22 protein-coding genes are annotated in these 17,709 nt (G+C 54.2%); all 22 read right to left on the bottom strand.

Features of this window, described 5'->3' with window-relative positions:
* Positions 1–9 precede the first annotated feature (9 nt).
* Complete coding sequence (gene fliQ / locus F4V43_RS05485) at positions 10–279, bottom strand: flagellar biosynthesis protein FliQ (protein ID WP_150457236.1); 270 nt, start codon at positions 277–279, stop codon at positions 10–12.
* A 19-nt stretch (positions 280–298) separates the two neighbouring features.
* Positions 299–1,066 (bottom strand): flagellar type III secretion system pore protein FliP, encoded by a 768-nt coding sequence (gene fliP, locus F4V43_RS05480; RefSeq protein ID WP_150457235.1) that lies wholly within the window; start codon positions 1,064–1,066, stop codon positions 299–301.
* Positions 1,063–1,590, bottom strand: a complete 528-nt coding sequence (locus F4V43_RS05475; RefSeq protein WP_150457234.1) for a flagellar biosynthetic protein FliO — start codon at positions 1,588–1,590, stop codon at positions 1,063–1,065. The genes fliP and F4V43_RS05475 overlap by 4 nt, the downstream gene beginning before the upstream one ends.
* 9 nt (positions 1,591–1,599) lie before the next feature.
* Positions 1,600–1,965, bottom strand: a complete 366-nt coding sequence (locus F4V43_RS05470) for a response regulator (RefSeq protein ID WP_019910416.1) — start codon at positions 1,963–1,965, stop codon at positions 1,600–1,602.
* A gap of 26 nt (positions 1,966–1,991) precedes the next feature.
* Entirely contained in the window at positions 1,992–3,311 is a 1,320-nt protein-coding gene (gene fliY, locus F4V43_RS05465) for a flagellar motor switch phosphatase FliY (protein ID WP_150457233.1), read from the bottom strand.
* A complete protein-coding gene (fliM, locus tag F4V43_RS05460) occupies positions 3,301–4,299 on the bottom strand; it encodes a flagellar motor switch protein FliM (protein WP_150457232.1) in 999 nt (332 codons plus the stop codon). The genes fliY and fliM overlap by 11 nt, the downstream gene beginning before the upstream one ends.
* A gap of 40 nt (positions 4,300–4,339) precedes the next feature.
* Positions 4,340–4,810: a flagellar basal body-associated FliL family protein gene (locus tag F4V43_RS05455; protein ID WP_150457231.1), complete on the bottom strand. Its 471-nt coding sequence runs from the start codon at positions 4,808–4,810 to the stop codon at positions 4,340–4,342.
* The gene (locus F4V43_RS05450; RefSeq protein WP_150457230.1) at positions 4,807–5,031 is read right to left on the bottom strand and encodes a flagellar FlbD family protein; all 225 of its coding nucleotides are present in this window, start codon (positions 5,029–5,031) and stop codon (positions 4,807–4,809) included. The genes F4V43_RS05455 and F4V43_RS05450 overlap by 4 nt, the downstream gene beginning before the upstream one ends.
* Before the next feature lie 108 nt (positions 5,032–5,139).
* Positions 5,140–5,955 carry a flagellar basal body rod protein FlgG gene (gene flgG / locus F4V43_RS05445; RefSeq protein ID WP_150457229.1) on the bottom strand — a complete coding sequence of 272 codons (816 nt, stop codon included), beginning with the start codon at positions 5,953–5,955 and terminating at the stop codon, positions 5,140–5,142.
* Positions 5,956–6,068: 113 nt separating this feature from the next.
* Positions 6,069–6,452 carry a TIGR02530 family flagellar biosynthesis protein gene (locus F4V43_RS05440; RefSeq protein WP_150457228.1) on the bottom strand — a complete coding sequence of 128 codons (384 nt, stop codon included), beginning with the start codon at positions 6,450–6,452 and terminating at the stop codon, positions 6,069–6,071.
* The gene (locus tag F4V43_RS05435) at positions 6,449–6,922 is read right to left on the bottom strand and encodes a flagellar hook capping FlgD N-terminal domain-containing protein (protein ID WP_150457227.1); all 474 of its coding nucleotides are present in this window, start codon (positions 6,920–6,922) and stop codon (positions 6,449–6,451) included. The genes F4V43_RS05440 and F4V43_RS05435 overlap by 4 nt, the downstream gene beginning before the upstream one ends.
* Before the next feature lie 29 nt (positions 6,923–6,951).
* Complete coding sequence (locus tag F4V43_RS05430) at positions 6,952–8,418, bottom strand: flagellar hook-length control protein FliK (RefSeq protein ID WP_150457226.1); 1,467 nt, start codon at positions 8,416–8,418, stop codon at positions 6,952–6,954.
* Between the two features lie 36 nt (positions 8,419–8,454).
* A complete protein-coding gene (locus tag F4V43_RS05425; RefSeq protein WP_150457225.1) occupies positions 8,455–9,411 on the bottom strand; it encodes a kinesin in 957 nt (318 codons plus the stop codon).
* An 18-nt stretch (positions 9,412–9,429) separates the two neighbouring features.
* Entirely contained in the window at positions 9,430–9,876 is a 447-nt protein-coding gene (gene fliJ, locus F4V43_RS05420; protein ID WP_150457224.1) for a flagellar export protein FliJ, read from the bottom strand.
* Between the two features lie 5 nt (positions 9,877–9,881).
* Complete coding sequence (fliI, locus tag F4V43_RS05415) at positions 9,882–11,201, bottom strand: flagellar protein export ATPase FliI (protein ID WP_150457454.1); 1,320 nt, start codon at positions 11,199–11,201, stop codon at positions 9,882–9,884.
* Positions 11,188–12,036, bottom strand: coding sequence for a FliH/SctL family protein (locus tag F4V43_RS05410; protein ID WP_150457223.1), 849 nt, complete (start codon positions 12,034–12,036; stop codon positions 11,188–11,190). Before F4V43_RS05410 ends, fliI begins: the two co-directional genes overlap by 14 nt.
* A complete protein-coding gene (gene fliG / locus F4V43_RS05405; RefSeq protein ID WP_150457222.1) occupies positions 12,029–13,045 on the bottom strand; it encodes a flagellar motor switch protein FliG in 1,017 nt (338 codons plus the stop codon). Before fliG ends, F4V43_RS05410 begins: the two co-directional genes overlap by 8 nt.
* A 4-nt stretch (positions 13,046–13,049) precedes the next feature.
* The gene (fliF, locus tag F4V43_RS05400) at positions 13,050–14,636 is read right to left on the bottom strand and encodes a flagellar basal-body MS-ring/collar protein FliF (protein WP_150457221.1); all 1,587 of its coding nucleotides are present in this window, start codon (positions 14,634–14,636) and stop codon (positions 13,050–13,052) included.
* A 34-nt stretch (positions 14,637–14,670) separates the two neighbouring features.
* Positions 14,671–14,985 carry a flagellar hook-basal body complex protein FliE gene (gene fliE, locus F4V43_RS05395; RefSeq protein ID WP_150457220.1) on the bottom strand — a complete coding sequence of 105 codons (315 nt, stop codon included), beginning with the start codon at positions 14,983–14,985 and terminating at the stop codon, positions 14,671–14,673.
* A gap of 65 nt (positions 14,986–15,050) precedes the next feature.
* On the bottom strand, positions 15,051–15,497 hold the full coding sequence (gene flgC, locus F4V43_RS05390) for a flagellar basal body rod protein FlgC (protein ID WP_150457219.1): 447 nt from the start codon (positions 15,495–15,497) through the stop codon (positions 15,051–15,053).
* Positions 15,498–15,500: 3 nt separating this feature from the next.
* Positions 15,501–15,908: a flagellar basal body rod protein FlgB gene (gene flgB / locus F4V43_RS05385; protein WP_150457218.1), complete on the bottom strand. Its 408-nt coding sequence runs from the start codon at positions 15,906–15,908 to the stop codon at positions 15,501–15,503.
* A 394-nt stretch (positions 15,909–16,302) separates the two neighbouring features.
* Positions 16,303–17,703, bottom strand: coding sequence for an ATP-dependent protease ATPase subunit HslU (gene hslU / locus F4V43_RS05380; RefSeq protein ID WP_150457217.1), 1,401 nt, complete (start codon positions 17,701–17,703; stop codon positions 16,303–16,305).
* Between the last annotated feature and the right edge of the window lie 6 nt (positions 17,704–17,709).

Below are 17,709 nucleotides of genomic sequence, written 5' to 3'. Positions count from 1 at the left end.
AGACATGCCTTACCCGATATACATATGAAGATTGCCGAGAATCTGGGAAGTAAAATCCGCAAGCTTGGTAATAATCCATTGGCCAAAAAGAAGCAGCGCCAACAGCACGGCGACAATTTTGGGCACAAAAGCCAGTGTCTGCTCCTGAATCTGTGTCGTCGCCTGAAATACACTGACGATCAGGCCCACAATCAGCCCCAGCGCCAGCATGGGAGCGCTGACCTCCAGCACGAGGTATACGGCCTGGCCGGCCAGACCGATGATAAACTCCGTACTCATCTAGCGTCTCCTCCTTTATCTAAGGGCTGAAGCTCAACAGCAGCGATTTGATAACCAGATACCACCCGTCTACAAGAACGAACAGCATGATTTTGAACGGAAGCGAAATCATGACCGGCGGGAGCATCATCATCCCCATCGCCATGAGCGTACTCGCTACGACCACGTCAATAATGAGAAAAGGAATAAAGATCATGAATCCCATTTGAAAAGCGGTCTTCATCTCACTCATGGCATAGGCCGGCACCATCACGGTCAGCGGGATATCTTGATACGTAGCCGGTTTCTTGTCGCCGGTGTACCCGTTGTATTTCATGAAGAGCAGCAGATCTTTCTCATGCGTATACTTGTACATAAACGCCTTCATCGGCACCGCCGCCCGGTCCAATGCCTGAGACTGTGTGATCTGCCCCTTCATGTAGGGCTGAAGCGCATTCTGGTTCACAGTGGACAACGTCGGCGTCATAATAAACAGCGTTAAAAAAAGAGCGAGCCCTACCAGCACCTGATTGGGCGGCATCTGCTGGGTACCGAGCGAAGTCCGGACGAAGCCGAGTACGACCACGATGCGTGTAAAGCTCGTCATCAGCATTACAAAAGCGGGCGCCACGCTCAGGACAGTGATCAGCAGGAGAATGGAAATTGAACTGGTACCCGAGCCGCCCTGCCCGTCTCCGCCGCCGACCTGAATATCGATATCCGGAATCGGATCGGCGAACACATGGTGAAAGCGAAGCAGGCTGAGGACGCCAATCATCAGCAGGGACAACAGCAGTTTCTTCTTCATGGTTCCTCCCGGCGGTTGCCGGCCGATTCCTCGCGCAGCAGTTCCTCAATTCTTTCTTTGCGTTCCGGCGAAGGCTGCAGCTTCGATTGCAGCACCTCATAGAAAGAAGAAGTTTCGTTCAGATCAATTTCCTGAGACGGAACTTCTCCACGAAACTTGCTTTTGAGTCCGGCGACCAGCGCACGGATGCCGCTTCCGCTCCCGGCACTCTGATCTTCAAAGGCAGACAAAACCAGCGCCACTTCCATAGAATCGCTGATTTTGTCCACCAGGGTCACATCGTCCCCTACCCCGATCAGGTACAGCTTGTTGCCGATCTCGACAATCTGCAGCGACTTGTTGGGGCCCAGCCCGGTGGCGCCGATGGTCCGGATAGAGCGTGCGCTCATCAACATCTGATTGCGGCGGCCCAGGAAACGAATCACCAGAACAATCAGAACCAGAATGACTCCGAGAACAAGAATCACATTGATTACATTCCAGATGAGGTTCCCTGAGCCGAACGATTCGGTTTGAAGGGGCATGGCGCGACCTTAGACGCCCAGCGTCTTATTGATCGCTTCGATAACACGATCGGCCTGGAACGGTTTGACGATAAAATCTTTGGCGCCCGCTTGAATAGCGTCGATAACCATCGCCTGCTGCCCCATGGCGGAGCACATGATAACCTTGGCATTGGCATCGACCTTCTTAATTTCCTTAAGCGCGGCGATTCCGTCCATCTCCGGCATGGTGATATCCATGGTAATGAGATCAGGGCGGAGTTCCTTGAATTTCTCGATCGCCTGCGAGCCGTCCTGGGCTTCTCCTACGACTTCAAAGCCGTTCTTGGATAAAATATCACGGATCATCATTCTCATAAATGCAGCGTCGTCTACGATCAGAATTCGGTTAGCCATCTTAAAAAGTCCTCCCTAAATGTGTGCTATTGTAATTTTTGCATGCGGTCCCATTGACTCACGATATCGGTAACACGAACGCCGAAGTTCTCGTCGATAACCACGACTTCCCCTTTGGCAATCAGCTTGTTATTGACCAGAATATCCACCGGCTCGCCCGCAAGCTTGTCCAGCTCAATAATGGAGCCTTGCGACATCTCCAGAATATCTTTGATCTGTTTTTGGGTCCTACCTAATTCTACGGTCACACGCAACGGTATGTCCATCAGTAAGTTCAGATTATTTTCGTCCATCCCGCCAAAAGCACTGCCGCCCAGATTGGCGAACTGGACCGGCTGAACATTCACATTGCGGCTGGCCGCCGGATTCGCCTGCGGCTGCGCCTGAGCCTGCGGAGGATACGGCTGCCCTTGGGGCGGCATCCCGTACCCGGGCATGCCATACGGCGGTATTCCGTAGCCCGGCATTCCGTATGGCGGCATCCCCTGCGGCGGATAGTAATAGCCTTCCGGCGGCATGCCCGGATAAGGCTGTCCTTCGGGAGCGGCGGGAGCCTGCGGCTGGGCTGGAGGCGTCTGCGGCTGCGGAGCCGCTGCGGCCGGCTCCGGCTGGGCTGCCGGCTTGGCCGGCGCCTCTGCGGCCGGAGCCGCTTCCTCTGCCGATTGATCTCCGATCAGCATATTGACCATGCTCTTCGCAAAGTGAACCGGCAGAAGCTGCATAATCGTGGAATCGATCAGATCGCCGATCTTCAGCCGGAACGAGATGCGGATCAGCGTTTCGTCTTCCGGAAGATTATCCACGCCTTCGCCGCTGGTCATATTCAGAATATCAATGCCCGGAGGCGAGATATTGACGAATCGATTGAAGATGGTAGACATCGACGTCGCAGAGGAGCCCATCATCTGGTTCATGGCTTCTTGCACGGCGCTGATATGAATTTCATTCAATTCTTCATCCTTGGGATTGCCCTCTCCGCCGAGCATGAGATCGGCAATCACCTGGGCGTCACGAATCTTGATGACGAGCGAATTGATCCCCTGAAAGCCATCCACATATTGAACGTGAACGGCAACATGCGGTTTCGGGAAGGTGGCTTCAAATTCGCTGCGGGTAATAATCGAAACCTGCGGCGTTGTGATGTCGACCTTTTTGCCGAGCAGCGTAGATAATGCCGTGGCTGCACTGCCAAATGTAATATTGCCGATCTCGCCCAGGGCATCCTGCTCAAAAGGAGTCAGGAAGTCATCGACGGTCGGCTCGGCCGGAGCACTGCTCTCGGCTTCTGCGGATTGTCTCAAAAGAGCGTCGATCTCTTCCTGGGATAAATAGTCTTTACTCGTCAAGCTCTTCAACTCCTTCATTGACAATCTCGTCAATCTGAACGGCTACCCGGTCCTTGACCATACCCGGACTGCCGATGAACTTCAGCTTGTCGCCCACTCGAATCGACAATCCGGTATCCACCGTGCGGTTCAGAGAAATAACATCCCCGACCGACAGACCCAGAAACTCGGAAATGGACAGGTTGGACTCGCCCAGTTCGGCGACAATGGGCAGTTTAGCCTTGTTCACACTTGACTTGATCGCTTCCAGTTCGCCTTCGTTCCGGGATTTCTTCTCCGAGACGAACCATTGATGTACAGAAAGCCTGGACATCACCGGTTCGAGCACGACGTGCGGGATACAGAGATTGATCATACCTGTCGTATCCCCGATCTTCGTGCTAAGCGAGATCAGCGCTATGGTCTCATTGGGAGAGACAATCTGCATGAACTGAGGATTGGTCTCCAACGCCTCCATCCGAGGCTCGATGTCCAGAACCGTCTTCCACGCTTCCTGAAGACTCTCGAAGCATCTGCTGAAGATTCGTTCCATAATGGTCGTCTCGATTTCGGTCAGCGCCGTTATCTTGGACGGGGCGGTTCCGACGCCCCCGAGCAGCCGGTCCAGCATCGCATAGGCGATGTTGGGATGAACCTCCATAACCATCCTGCCCTCCAGAGGCTCGGCCTCAAAGATGTTCAGGATGGTCATTTTCGGGATGGAACGGATGAATTCATCATAAGGAAGCTGCTCGACCTGAACCACATTAATCTGAACGAAGGTGCGCAGCTGCGCCGAGAAATAGGTGGTCAAATAACGGGCAAAGTTGTCGTGAATCCGGGTCAAGCTGCGAATATGGTCCTTCGAGAAGCGAACGGCCCGTTTGAAGTCATAGGCTCGAATTTTGCGCTGGGTCTCTTCCTTCTTAAGCTCATCGGCATTCATTTCGCCTGAAGAAAGAGCTGCCAGCAAGGCGTCGATTTCATTTTGCGATAGTACGTCAACCATTCATTCACCCCCGAGTAAGCAAGCTGCAGCGAACCCGCAATCAGATTTGCGTCATTACAAAATTGGTGATATCAATCTGAGTCAATTTCCCTTCAGGCAGCGCTTTATTGATCTGATTGACCAGCTTGCTGCAGAGCTGATCCTTGCCGGCCGAGCCATTCAGCGCTTCCGGCTTCTCATCCGCCAAGGTCTTGATCAGAATAGGCTTGATCTTAAGCTCCTTGATCTTCTCGAAGTCTTCTTTGGCTGCTTTGGAATCCAGTTGGAAAGCAAAATTTATGAGAACGATATAGTCGGGATCAGCAAGGTTAGTCTTGATTTCAGTAATTTCAGAAGTCATTTCTACAATTTCATCGGCGGTCAATTTCTTGGTTTCAACCTGCTTGACGGCAGTGTCTACCGCATTCGCCGTAGTGTCCGAGAACATTTTACCGTAAAGCAGAAAAGCGGCCACTACGATCAAGGTTATCCCCAGCAAAATCGTAATGAGCCACGGCAGCATCTTTTTCATGAAAGCTCCTCCAAGGATTGGACTTTAATTGTGGCTGAATGAGCGCCGATGGATTGGTTGTATGCCTGAATTCGGGCAATAACCTCCTCGGCCTTTTCGAGTACGATCAATCTCTTGCCCGTCACCAGGGTCACATAGGTATCGGGACTTTCTTCAACCGTTTCGACCAGAAGGGCGTTGAGCCACATGGAAGAACCGTTCAACCGTGTTACTGCAATCATTCCAAGACCCTCCAGTCTTTAAAAAGAGGGGAAGGCTCTCGCTTTCCCCGATCATACCGGACAAACGCTATCATTATACCTTATTCGACATTAAACCGTCAGCAGAAATTAACGTTTCAGATTCACCACTTCTTGAAGCACTTCATCGGAAGTCGTAATGATCCGGGAATTCGCCTGGAAGCCGCGCTGGGCCACAATCATTTCCGTGAATTCGCTGGTCAGGTCGACGTTCGACATTTCCAGCTGACCGGCTACGATCGATCCGGTTCCCGCTTCTGTATTATTGGCCGTAGTCGGCTCAAGGGCGCCTTCCGCATTGGCATTGAGAGTCATCCGGTACAGGCTGCCCCCGATCTTCTCGAGACCCTGCGGGTTGCTGACTTTGCCTACGCCGATCTGTACTCCGGGCTGGGTCGTTCCGTCCGCCATGGTCTGCACAATCGTTCCATCGTTGGCAATGGTAAAGGACGTCACATCTTCGCCCAAAGTAATGGCTGCTCCTGTGGAATCCAGAACCCGAAGTCCGTCTGAGGTAACGAGATTGCGCCCTGCATCGACATGGAAGTCACCGGCGCGGGTCAGAAAAGGCGTAGCTTGGTCGTCGGACAGCTTGACCAGGAAGAAGCCGTCGCCGTCGATCCGCAGATCGGTCGGATTGTTCGTCGTCTGCGCGCTGCCTGCCAGATGCATCGTATCTACCGAACCGACACTGACGCCAAGACCGATCTGCTTGGCATTCACGCCGCCGCTTGTATTGCCGGGCGCCGTTACGCCGGAGACGGTCTGGCTCATAATATCCTTGAACATGACGCGGCTTGATTTGAAGCCCGTCGTATTGACATTGGCGATATTGTTGCCGATAACGTCAAGTTTGGTCTGGAAGCCTTTCATACCGGAAACACCGGAATACATGGATCTTAACATGGATAATATCCTCCTGGAACCGGAGCTTTCTGCTCCTGCAAATTGGGGTTGAATGCGGCCGCGTCAGTCGGTCGGCAGCCGCTCGGCTCTCCGTTAGGACCAAGCCGTTACGATCAGGAAATAATAACTGCGCTGTCAATCTGGGTAAAAACATTGTTCTTCATCGAGCTTCCGTCCATTGCGGTTACCACCGTCCGGTTCTCGACACTTACGATGAGCGCCATGTCTTTCATGAGAATCAGGGATTCCTTGCTTCCCTTGGCCGCCGCCTTGTCCACGGCAGAAGAGATCTGGTCCAATTGCCCTGTGCCAAGCTGAATGCCCCGCTGTTCCAGGCGCTTGGCCGCATGTGTGCTGAACTTCAGCATATTGCGCTGCAGCACATTCTCGAACGATTCCTGTCCGGCCGCCGCAGACGGGGCCGCCTTGCTGCGATTCAACGCGGAAGGATGGATCTTGCCCGGATATAACTGCCCGACGGTCATCTTGTCATTCATGATGCCGTCCCTTCCGGCGTGCTGCCGTTCGCCGCCTCGGTGTGGTTGCGGATGCCGGTGACGGCATTCAATGCGATTTTATCCTTGCCGACCATCGCATAATGGGTACCGCCGCTCACAAGAATGGAGTCGACGACCCCGGATTGACCGGTCTGAGTGACATTGTCTACCCAGCTGATTTCCTTGCCGATCAGGCTGGATGCCGAACCGAGCGACTGGCTTAGGGCATCGACCTTCTCCCCAATGTTCATTAGCTGCTCGACCGAACTGAATTGAGCCATCTGGGCGATAAATTCCTTGTCCTGCATCGGCTGCATCGGGTCCTGATTGGACAGCTGGGTAACCAGAATCTTCAGGAACTGGTCCTTGCCGAGCTCCGAGCTTCCGGTCGTCTTGCCCGGAGTCGCCGTGTTGCCAACCGCGTAGTTGGGCCACATATTCGTAGTCGATATTAAATCTGAGCTTGCCATTTTCTCTCACCTCACCTTCATCTGAACGTTTATGCTTCCGCTGTGAAATTACTCCGCAGCGAATCGAACGGATTGCGGACCGCGTTCATCAATTCTCTCCAGTCGTCCTCCAGCTCTGCCGCCGCTACGGCGTCGTCCTGGCTGTCCGAACGGCTCTTGGAACGCTTCTGGTCGCCTTGCTGTCCCGATCCCGAACGGCGTCCGTCCTGGTACATCTGGGATTGCATCGTGCTTGTGTTCTGGGTAACCTCAAGCTTCTCTACCTGAAGTCCCTGGGATTGCAGCGCCGAGCGAAGCTGCGCCATCTGATTCTCGAGAAGATCCTTGGCGCCTGCATGCTCGGTAGCAAAATGGGCAACCAGCAGGCCGTTCTGCATCGTAATCTTGACGTCTACCTGACCGAGATGCTCCGGAAACAGCGACAGAGTCGCTTCAAGAGCGTCGCCGCGCTTAATGACTTCCATCTTGCCGCCGATATACGTGTTCATCTCCTGGGCGAACCGCTGAACAGGCACCTGCGGCGTCTCGTTCTTAACCGATGGGTTCAGACCGTCCCGAAGCGACAGCTGTCCTGCCGTTACGACCCGGTTCTCTTCCCCGCCGACACTAGCGTGCTCAGACTTCGCGCTGTCCTTGTCACCGGAGGCTTCCGCCTTGACGGAGAGAACAGCAGCTTCAGCCAGCTTCGGAGAATCGTTCTTTGTTTCGGATGTCTCGGCAAGAGTGGCATGGCCAGCCGGGTTCATGACAGCTGCATGTCTGGCATTGTCGGAAGCAGGCATCACCAAGCGGGGAGCTTGTTCAGCAGCCGAGTTACGCCCTGTCTCATTCGCTCCATCTTCCAGAGAAGCTGTCGGCGTTGCCGACGGGTCCATTACGGCGTCCTGACTCTTCCCGCTGCCGGCTGCCGCTTCATTCAGAACTTCGGAGAATTGGTTCAGCACGGTTAAGACCTGCGCTTTCTGCGTTTGTCCGTCTGTTCCTTCCGTCTGCTCCATCACCGCTACGAGGCGGTTCAGCGCGTCCTGCAAGGCAAAACGAACCGTGCCCGCATTCTGGGCCACTGGTGGCAAGTCGGATGAAGTATCGGCTTCCGTCTGCTCATCACCGGAGCCCTTCAGAGCTACAAATGCCTGGACCAACCATTGCTGCAGAGTCGCCAGCAGCGCCGGATCGGCATTCAGTTGCTCATCAAGCTGATCCAGCTCAGGTTCCAGCTTCGCGATCAGTCCGGCTCCGTCCGACACTTTCTGCCCCGTCTCCGCAGAGGCTTGTCCAGCCAGAAGCGCCAGTAGCGGGCTCGCCTGGATCAGAGAAGCCGAAGCGCCGGTCTCTGCCGCCGCAGCCGAAGTCTGTGCTGTACCAGCCAGTGTCTGAACGAGAGTCTGGGAGAAAGGGAGAAGCGCTCCCTGGACCTCGCCGCCTGCGGCTGCTCCTGCAGCACGGGCACTTCCTGAACTTTTGCCTGCCGAAACCATATTGAATACTAAACTCATTTAAGTATCACCTCCTCCTTCTAGTATATCGGCAGATCACTTGCCTCCCATTAACCGATTGACCACTTTTCCAGCAACTTCCGCATTGTCTTTCGTCATCTGGGACAGAATGGAGGACCGTGTGCTGTCATTGACGGATTTCAGAATGGTGATCACCTTGTCCGGCGTCACGCTGTACATCTGGTTAAGCAGCTTGGCCGAATCTTCCGCAGGCATTGAAGTAAAAGTGGTGCTGAGCTGGTCGCGGCCCAGAGTGGCGCCGGATGCGGTTCCTGCGGATGCCTGCGTTCCGGACTCTTTCTTGAGCCGAGACTGGAGGGCCGCAATCGCCATATCGGAGGAATCCGTCGCTTCTTTTAGCTTAATCGAGACATCGGCGGCAATTTTCGGGTCCATCTTCTCCAGAATGGCCGTCTTGCTCTCATTGTTCATGGCGCTGAACAGCTGAACCATCTCTTCGGTCGTCAGATTCTGCATGATGGCAGCCGCTTTGGCTGCTTTCATTCCGGCATAGAGCTTGGCCAGATCCTTGACGCTCTTCTCATAGTTCTCGTCAGCCTGGGCCGCGGCCTGTGCCGTGCCGGCATTCTGAAGATCCGTAATCTGGGTCTTGAGCGCCTTCATCTGTTGATCCTGAGCCGTCTTCTCGTCGGTAAGCTTCTTGACCTGCTCCTGCTGCTGGGCCAGTTGAGCCTTGAGTTCCTTTACGGTCGGATCGGAAGCCTTTGCCGTTTCGTCTGCCTTGGTGCTGTCCGTCTTTTGCGAACCGGCAGAAGTTCCGGCGGAGTCCGTTTTGGGATCCGGGATCCACTGTTCTACTACGGGAATCTTGTTCAACGCCTGAAGCACGTTGTTGCGGATATCCATATTGAATAGCGTCAGCAGCACTCCGATCAGCACAAGCGTAAAGATGATCGGAATCATCAGAAACAGGAAGCGTTCGAACTTGCTGGCCGACCCTTCATTTTCCAAGTCAAATTCATTTTGTTCCACCCGCGAATCCCCTCCGCCCTAGTGGGATTTCATCGCGAAGCGGACGGTTGCCATTTCATCCAATTCGTTTTGTTCCCTAAGATTCATATCCTGCTGAAAAGCAAGCTTCGCTTTGTCGCGAGCTTTCAGCCATACCTTCTCATCCAACACCTTGCTGCTGAGATGATCCTGCTTCTCCTGCACCTGCTTGTGGGCCCGGGAGATGTCTCCCAGCTTGCGGGCGATACAGGCGTCGAGATAATCGACATAGTTCTGCATTTCGCAAATCTTGGCGACAGGAGTCTTCTGCTCGGCCGCGTTCAGCAATGCATCCATGAGTTCGCTGCGCTGCCGCTTCAGCTCTCCAAGGCTCTGTTCCTGGGCTTGCAGTTCTCCAAGTGCGCTTGAGAGCATCCATTCGGCCTGTGTCTTCTCGTTGCCCTTCAAGTCAACCACTTTCTGAAATGAATAATGAAATCCCTTCATGCTGATCATCTCCTCGAGAACTCGGAAATTAAGCGCTGCTGCACCTCAGGCAACGTAACCTTTTCGTTAACCTTCTGCTTCGTGAAATCCCAGACGCTGTCGATAAAATGGATCGCCTCGTCAATCTGCGCGTTGGACCCGCGCTGATAGGCTCCGATATTGATGAGGTCCTCGGATTCCTTGTAGACCGCCATCAGCCGCTTCACGTTCTCCGCCGCCTCAATCTGTTCCGACGGAGCGATGTCCTTCATAACCCGGCTGATGCTTGCCAGAACATCAATGGCCGGAAAATGCCCTTTGTTCGCAATCGCCCGGTTCAGAACGATATGCCCGTCCAGAATTCCCCGGACGGCATCGGCAATCGGTTCATTCATGTCATCCCCGTCTACGAGCACCGTGTAGAAAGCCGTTATCGAGCCTGTTGTTCCGGTGCCGGCCCGTTCGAGCAGCTTGGGCAGACTGGCGAATACGGACGGGGTATAGCCCCGCATTGCCGGAGGTTCCCCGACAGCCAGTCCCACTTCGCGTTGAGCCATCGCGTAACGGGTTACCGAATCCATCATCAGCATGACGTTCAGTCCGCGGTCGCGGAAATATTCGGCGATGGTGGTTGCAATCAAGGCGCCCTTGATCCGGATCAGCGCGGGCTGATCGGAAGTCGCCACTACCACGACCGAACGCTGCAGTCCTTCCGGCCCCAGATCGCGTTCAATGAAGTCCAACACTTCGCGTCCGCGTTCGCCGATGAGTCCGATTACATTGACGTCCGCAGAGGTGTTGCGGGCAATCATGCCCATCAAGGTGCTCTTGCCGACGCCCGAACCCGCGAAGATGCCGACACGCTGGCCTTTGCCGATGGTCAGCAGCCCGTCTATAGCGCGAACGCCGATACTGATCGGCTCATGCACGCGCGGACGGTTAAGCGGGTTCGTCGGGATATTGAACGTGGAGCTGTGAGGCATCCGGGCGGGAATGAGCGAGCCGTCCAGCGGCTGGCCCAGACCGTCGAGCACTTTGCCGAGCAGCTCGGAGCCGACTTGAACGCTCAGCGGCTTGCCTGTTCCGACGACATCGCAGCCCGGCCCAATGGCCTGCAGCTCCCCCAGCGGCATCAGCAGCACTTTATTGTCCCGGAATCCGACGACTTCGGCTTTCAAAGGTTTGTTGCCCTTGGACGGATAGATGTAGCAGACATCGCCGATGCTCGCATCAGGACCTTCCGACTCCACCATCAGTCCGATAACCTGCGTAACCTTGCCGTTGATCCGGACCGGATCAAAGCTGCGAAGCTGATGTTTGTATTTATGCGGATCAAGCATGGTCATCACCGTTCTTGCCTTCCTCATTGTCCAGCGCCAGACGCAGCAGCTCTTTCTTGATCTCCTGCAGCTGGGTGTCTACCCGGGCGTCTATACTTCCGAAGGAAGACCGGATTACGCAGCCATGGTCCCGAACCGTCGCATCCGGCAAAATTTGCAGTTCAGCCTGGGAGTCAATCGACAGCGAGAGTTCCTCTCTCGCCGCATTGACGAACGTGAACTGGGACGGCGAGACGCAGAGCGAAATCACGCCCTGCTCCCGTTTGCGGGCCAAGTTCCGTTTAATGAGATCAACGGCGAACGCCGGCTCCACCGTCAGCTGTTTTTCAACAATTTTCTCCGCAATGTCGCAGCTGAGCTCGACCAGAAACGGTTCCGCCTCCTGGATAATCACATCGCGGGCTTTATACGCTTCCGACAAAACCGCACGGGCTTCTTCCATCAGCTCTACCGTCTTGACCTTCATTTCTTCTTCGGCTCGAACCGCGCCTTCATTGTAGCCCTGTTGAAAAGCTTCGGCCTTGACGGCTTCGATCAAGTGCTCATCCTGCTCCCTGCGGGATTGCCACCACTCTTCGGCTTCCCGCCGGGCCTGCTCCACAATCCGTTCGGCTTCCGCAGCGGCCCGGCGCACCTGGTCCTCCGCAAAGGCCTTGGCGTCGCTCAGCATCTGGCGTCTCGACTGCTCTGCCGCTTCCCGCGCAGGGTCCGCGTAATGCGTCTCGCCCGGAATCTCCGGCGAAGCCTGCTCTTCTGCAAGTCCGGCATGCTGACGGGCCTGCTCGAGCCGTTTCAGCACATCGACCGGGACGTATTGGGAGTGCTTGATCAATCTAGACAATGATGTCATCTCCTCCGCCGCGGGCTATGATGATTTCGCCCGATTCTTCCAGTCTGCGGATAGTGCCTACGATGCGGGTCTGCGCTTCTTCGACGTCACGCAGCCGCACTGGCCCCATATACTCCATCTCTTCGCGGAATGTCTCCGCCATGCGCTTGGACATATTCCGGAAGATAACATCCCGCACTTCTTCGCTTGCCACTTTGAGCGCCAGCTGCAGGTCGGCATTCTCGATATCGCGGATAATGCGCTGAATGGAGCGGTTGTCCACATTGACGATATCCTCGAAGACGAACATGCGCTTCTTGATTTCTTCGGCGAGCTCCGGGTCCTGAATCTCCAGCGAATCGAGAATGGTGCGCTCGGTCCCCCGGTCGACGCCATTGAGGATTTGAACGATAGACTCGATGCCGCCTGCATTGGTGTAATCCTGTGTCACCGTAGCGGACAGCTTCTGTTCCAGCACCCGCTCGATCTGAGCGATTACTTCCGGAGAAGTGCTGTCCATAACGGCGATTCGCCGCGCCACCTCCGCCTGCTTCTCCTGGGGTAGCGATGATAGAATGGCCGCCGCTTGTTCGAATTGAAGGTAGGAGAGCACCAGCGCAATGGTCTGAACGTTCTCGTTCTGAATGAAATTCAGAATCTGGCTCGGGTCCGCTTTTCTTGCAAAATCGAATGGCCGCACCTGAAGCGTCGCCGTCAGGCGGCTGATGACTTCCAGCGCTTTCTGGGAACCGAGCGCCTTCTCCAGAATCTCCTTGGCGTAATTGATACCGCCCTGAGTGATATATTCCTGGGCCAGACAAATCTGGTGGAATTCCGATAAAATCGATTCTTTCTCTGAACTGTCCACCTTGCGGACGTTGGCAATCTCCAGCGTCAGCTGTTCGATCTCCTCGTCACGCAAATGCTTGAATATCTGGGCCGATACTTCGGGCCCGAGCGTAATGAGCAGGATCGCCGCCTTCTGGCGTCCGCTCAGCCCCTGCTGAAGCGCTTTTGCCATGACCTCACCTCTGTTCGTCGGCAAGCCATGTCCGCAGCAGATTTACGAATTCGTCCGGCTTCTTCTTGGCCAGACTCTCCAGCTGCTTGCGTACCTGACTCTCATTCGTCACGCTGTCCAGATTGATCGACGGAAACTCCGTCGGCACTTGCAGCGGAACTTCTTCTTCTTCCTCTTCCTCGCTTCCGCGGCGGCGGCGGTAGATCATGTAACCGACCCCTGCGCCCAGAAGCAGCGCACCGGCGCCGATGGCCCAGATCATCCAGGTCGCCATCCCTCCGGCTGCCGCCACGGTATCTTCCGCGACGAAAGGCTGCGCATAGACGAGCACTTTCTTGGCCAAATCCGCGTCCGTATACGTAGCTCCCGAATCGGAAAGAGACGCCCGGACAATGTTGACCAGAATATTCTGAATGGCGTCTGTCGTAGCCTGATCCAGAGCGGTCTGCCCATCGGGTGGTTCAACGGCTACGTTTATGGTTAAGTCTTTAACTGTATATGGGCTTGCTATAATGTCGCGCGTAATATGGTTGACCTCATAGTTCCTCGTCTCCGAAGTCTCCTCCGAAGAGGTCGTCCCCGCTCCGCTGGTTGAAGGATACCCTTGGACATCCCCCGAACCGGTGCCGGCAACGCCGCCGTCGCTGCTTCCCTGACCCGAATACGTATTGCTGATAATCTGGGAACTGATCTCGATGCCTTTCATATTCTCCGTATCGACCGGTGTTGCCAATTTCTCCTGGCTGGTGACTTTGTCAAAATTCAGCTTCGACATTACGAGCACATCGACTTTGTCAGGACCGGTAAATTTGGACAGGAAGGCCTTAACATTCTTCCGAACTTCTTCTTCAAACTTCTTCTGGAGGGCAAAATTCTCTTCCACCTGGCTGGAAATCCCCGCCTGGCCGCCGCGGGCCGATGGCATCAGTTCACTCTCGTCGTTGGCAATGGTAATGTTATCGATCGGCAGATTCGGAACCGCCGTCTTGACGAGGTTGAAATAACCGTCTACATTCTCCTGCGAGGGACGGAAGCCGGGATCAAAAGTCAATACGACTGAAGCGGACGCTCGCTCCTGGTCATCTTGGGAGGCGAACACCGTCTCTTTGGGAAGATTAATGAGGACCTTGGCGTCCTTGACTCCCTGCATTTTGCGCAGCAATTGGGCTACTTCACCGTTCAAGGCATTGTTGTATTTCACATTGAATTCATTGTCGGTGGTGCCCAGCATGGAAGAACTCTGGTCGAACACTTTGAAGCCGATTGAACCTTCCTGAACTATCCCCTGGGAACCGATATCAATTTTGATGCGGGCTGCATCCGTGCTGGGCACCGAAATGGTCTTGCCGTCAGCGCTGAGCTTATAAGAGATGCCCGAAGTTTCCAGATAGTTGATGACCCCAGCGGAATCGGTTGCATCGAGGTCCCGAAAAGCGACTTCATACTGGGTCTTGGAGAGTTGCATGGTTACTACAATAATGATTAATAAAATAATAAACAGCGTCGAAAAGAAAAGAATCTTCTGCTTGACGCTGAATTTATTCCAGTACGAGACTATACGGTCCCTGAACTGGGCGAATCTTTCATTCACGGTGTCACCTCATCCGAAACTAAGCTAGGATTATTTAGATCTGCGTTCTCATAATTTCCTGGTAGGCTTCGATGACTTTGTTTCGGACTTGGGTAGTCAACTGCAGACTGAGCAGAGCCTGCTGGGAGGCAATCATCGTATCATCGACATTCACTTCGCCAAGCACAAACTTGTTGTTCATATCTTTGGCGTTCTGTTCCTGTTCGGCCACCTGATTAAGCGCATCTTCCAGGTAAGTGCCGAAGCTCTTTCCCGCTCCTCCCGCTGAATCTGTAGTGGAAGCTGCGGTCGTCGTCTTTAAGCCAAGCGGCTGAATGGACTGTGTACCGAGCATGATGTTTTGTACCAAATCAGTTCCTCCTTAATAGGCGTCAATCTTACTTATTATTTAACACTTTTTGGATCAAACTAAACTCATTTCCCAATCTCCAGCGCCTTGCTGACCATCGCTTTGGTCGCGTTCAGCATGGTTACATTGGCTTCATAGGAACGCGAAGCCGAGAGCATGTCCACCATTTCCTTGGCGATATCCACGTTAGGCATATATACGTAGCCGTCGCTGTCCGCGTCGGGATGCGTCGGGTTGTAGACAGGCTTAAGCGGGCTCGGATCTTCGACGATCGATTTGACTCTCACGCCTTCATCTCCGCTCCCCATCTTGGACTTCAGAATATTGGAGAAGCTGTCGCCTTCCGTCGATTCCAGCACAACCATCTTGCGCCGGTACGGCACGGCTTTGCCGTCGACCACAGAAGCGCGGGTCGTCTCGGCATTGGCGACATTAGAAGAAATTACATCCATTCTCAAACGGTTGGCGGTCAGGGCCGAAGCGCTGATCCCGAAACTGCTGCCAAAGTTCATTGTTTATTGACTCCCTCCGATTGCCGTGCGCATCATACTCAATTGGCTGTTGAGCTGAGTGATATAGGAGTTGTATCTCAATTGATTCTCGGCGCCGAGCGCCATCTCCCTGTCGATGTCCACGTTGTTGCCGTTGTTGTTCATGCTCGAACTCCGGTCCGTTGTAGTCACCGGCTGGGGAACTGCGGCAGTCCCGAATCTGAAATGCCTGCTATCTGTTACCCGAGCCCCCAGAGCGGGAGCGGTGCCTTCCGCCGCTGCCTGCAGAATCGATTCAAAGGAAACATCCGAACGTTTGAAGTTGGGAGTTTCGGCATTGGCAACGTTATTGGCGAGGACATTTTGGCGCAAAGTCGCCGCTTCCATTCCTCCCTGCAGCCTCTGGAAGCTGATACCATTTAACAAGCCCATCCTGTTCACCCTTCCACTTATGCTGTCGTCTATGAAAGAATTCCACATTCATTCCTGAAATCCTCTTTAAATTCGACACCCTGATGAAGTTTTTTGTAATTCAGGTTAGTTTTTCGTCGAATTTTGTCGTACAAAAAAACACCAGAAAGATCGACTTTTTTTACATATATAGATTTTCGGCGAATTTGAATAATATTACAATAAGAAAATAGCCCTATCTTTCTTCGAAAGAGAGGGCTTTAAGCTCATATCATCTATTTATTTACATTTATATCCCAATTATTTCTACCAAATTCCGTTATCAGGCTTCATTCCCCAGCAAAAATCCAGTCAAACGCCTTGTCCCTGGTACTATTTACCTAGAAAGCAATCTGTAAGGCAAACGTACCCGAACTTATAGAATGTACTGGCTCAAATCGCGATCCTGGGCGATTCCTGCCAGTTTCTCGCGAACATATTCGGGCGTTATCGTCATCTTCTCCAGTGTCAGCTCCGGAGCTTCAAACGAAAGATCCTCCAGCAGCTTCTCCAGGATCGTATGCAGCCTGCGCGCACCGATATTCTCCGTGTTCTCATTCACGGAAGCGGCAATGCGGGCGATCTCCCGGATCGCCTCCTCCTGGAACTCAATTTCGATATTCTCGGTCGCCAGCAGATGGACATACTGCTTCGTCAGCGCATTCTGCGGCTCCGTCAGTATGGAGACGAAGTCATCCAGCGATAAGCTGCTGAGTTCGACGCGGATCGGGAAGCGTCCCTGAAGCTCGGGAATCAGATCCGAAGGCTTCGATACATGAAAAGCTCCAGCGGCCACAAACAGCACATAATCCGTCTTGACCGGACCATATTTGGTCATGATTGTCGATCCTTCCACGATCGGCAGAATATCCCGCTGAACGCCTTCGCGCGAAACATCCGGCCCCGACCCCTTGCCCTGGCTGGCTACCTTGTCGATCTCGTCGATAAAAATGATTCCGGATTGCTCGGCCCGAAGAATGGATTCCTGAATGACGTCATCCATATCGATCAGCTTGGCGGCTTCATCCTGAATCAGCACCTTGCGCGCTTCCCGGACGGGAAGCTTCCGTTTCTTCGTCCGTTTGGGCAGAAGGCTGCCGAACATCTCCTGCATGTTCATGCCCATCTGATCATTGCCCTGGCCAGCGAACATATCCAGCATGGTCGGCGAGGTATCCGGCACATCGACTTCGATCAACTCATCCTCGAGCTGGCCCGCCAGCAGCTTGAAGCGAACTCCTCTGCGCCGCTCGCCCAGACCGGCTTCCTGCTCACCCTCGCCCTCGGGCTTCGCCTCTTCCCCGCCGCCTCCAAAGAGCATCTCGAACGGGTTGCGCTGGCTCTTGCTCTTGGACGAAGACGGAGCGAGAAGCTGGACGATTCGTTCATTAGCCAATTCCTCGGCCTTATCCTTCACCTTCTCCGTGCGCTCCGCTTTGACCATACGGATGGACGTCTCCACCAGATCGCGGACCATAGACTCCACATCGCGGCCCACATAACCCACTTCGGTGAACTTGGTCGCCTCTACCTTAATGAACGGTGCTCCGACGAGCTTCGCAAGCCTGCGGGCGATCTCCGTCTTCCCGACCCCGGTCGGGCCGATCATCAGTATATTCTTGGGTACAATCTCGTCGCGAATCTCTTCGGACAGGCGGCTGCGACGGTAGCGGTTGCGAAGGGCAACTGCTACCGAACGTTTGGCCTGCTTCTGGCCAACGATGTATTTATCCAGCTCGGCGACAATCTGCCGCGGAGTCAGAGCTTCATTCAGCATAAGAAT

The sequence above is a fragment of the Paenibacillus spiritus genome (assembly GCF_008710135.1).
Lineage (GTDB): Bacteria > Bacillota > Bacilli > Paenibacillales > Paenibacillaceae > Paenibacillus_AQ > Paenibacillus_AQ glufosinatiresistens.
This window is presented reverse-complemented; position numbering and strand designations above follow the sequence as displayed.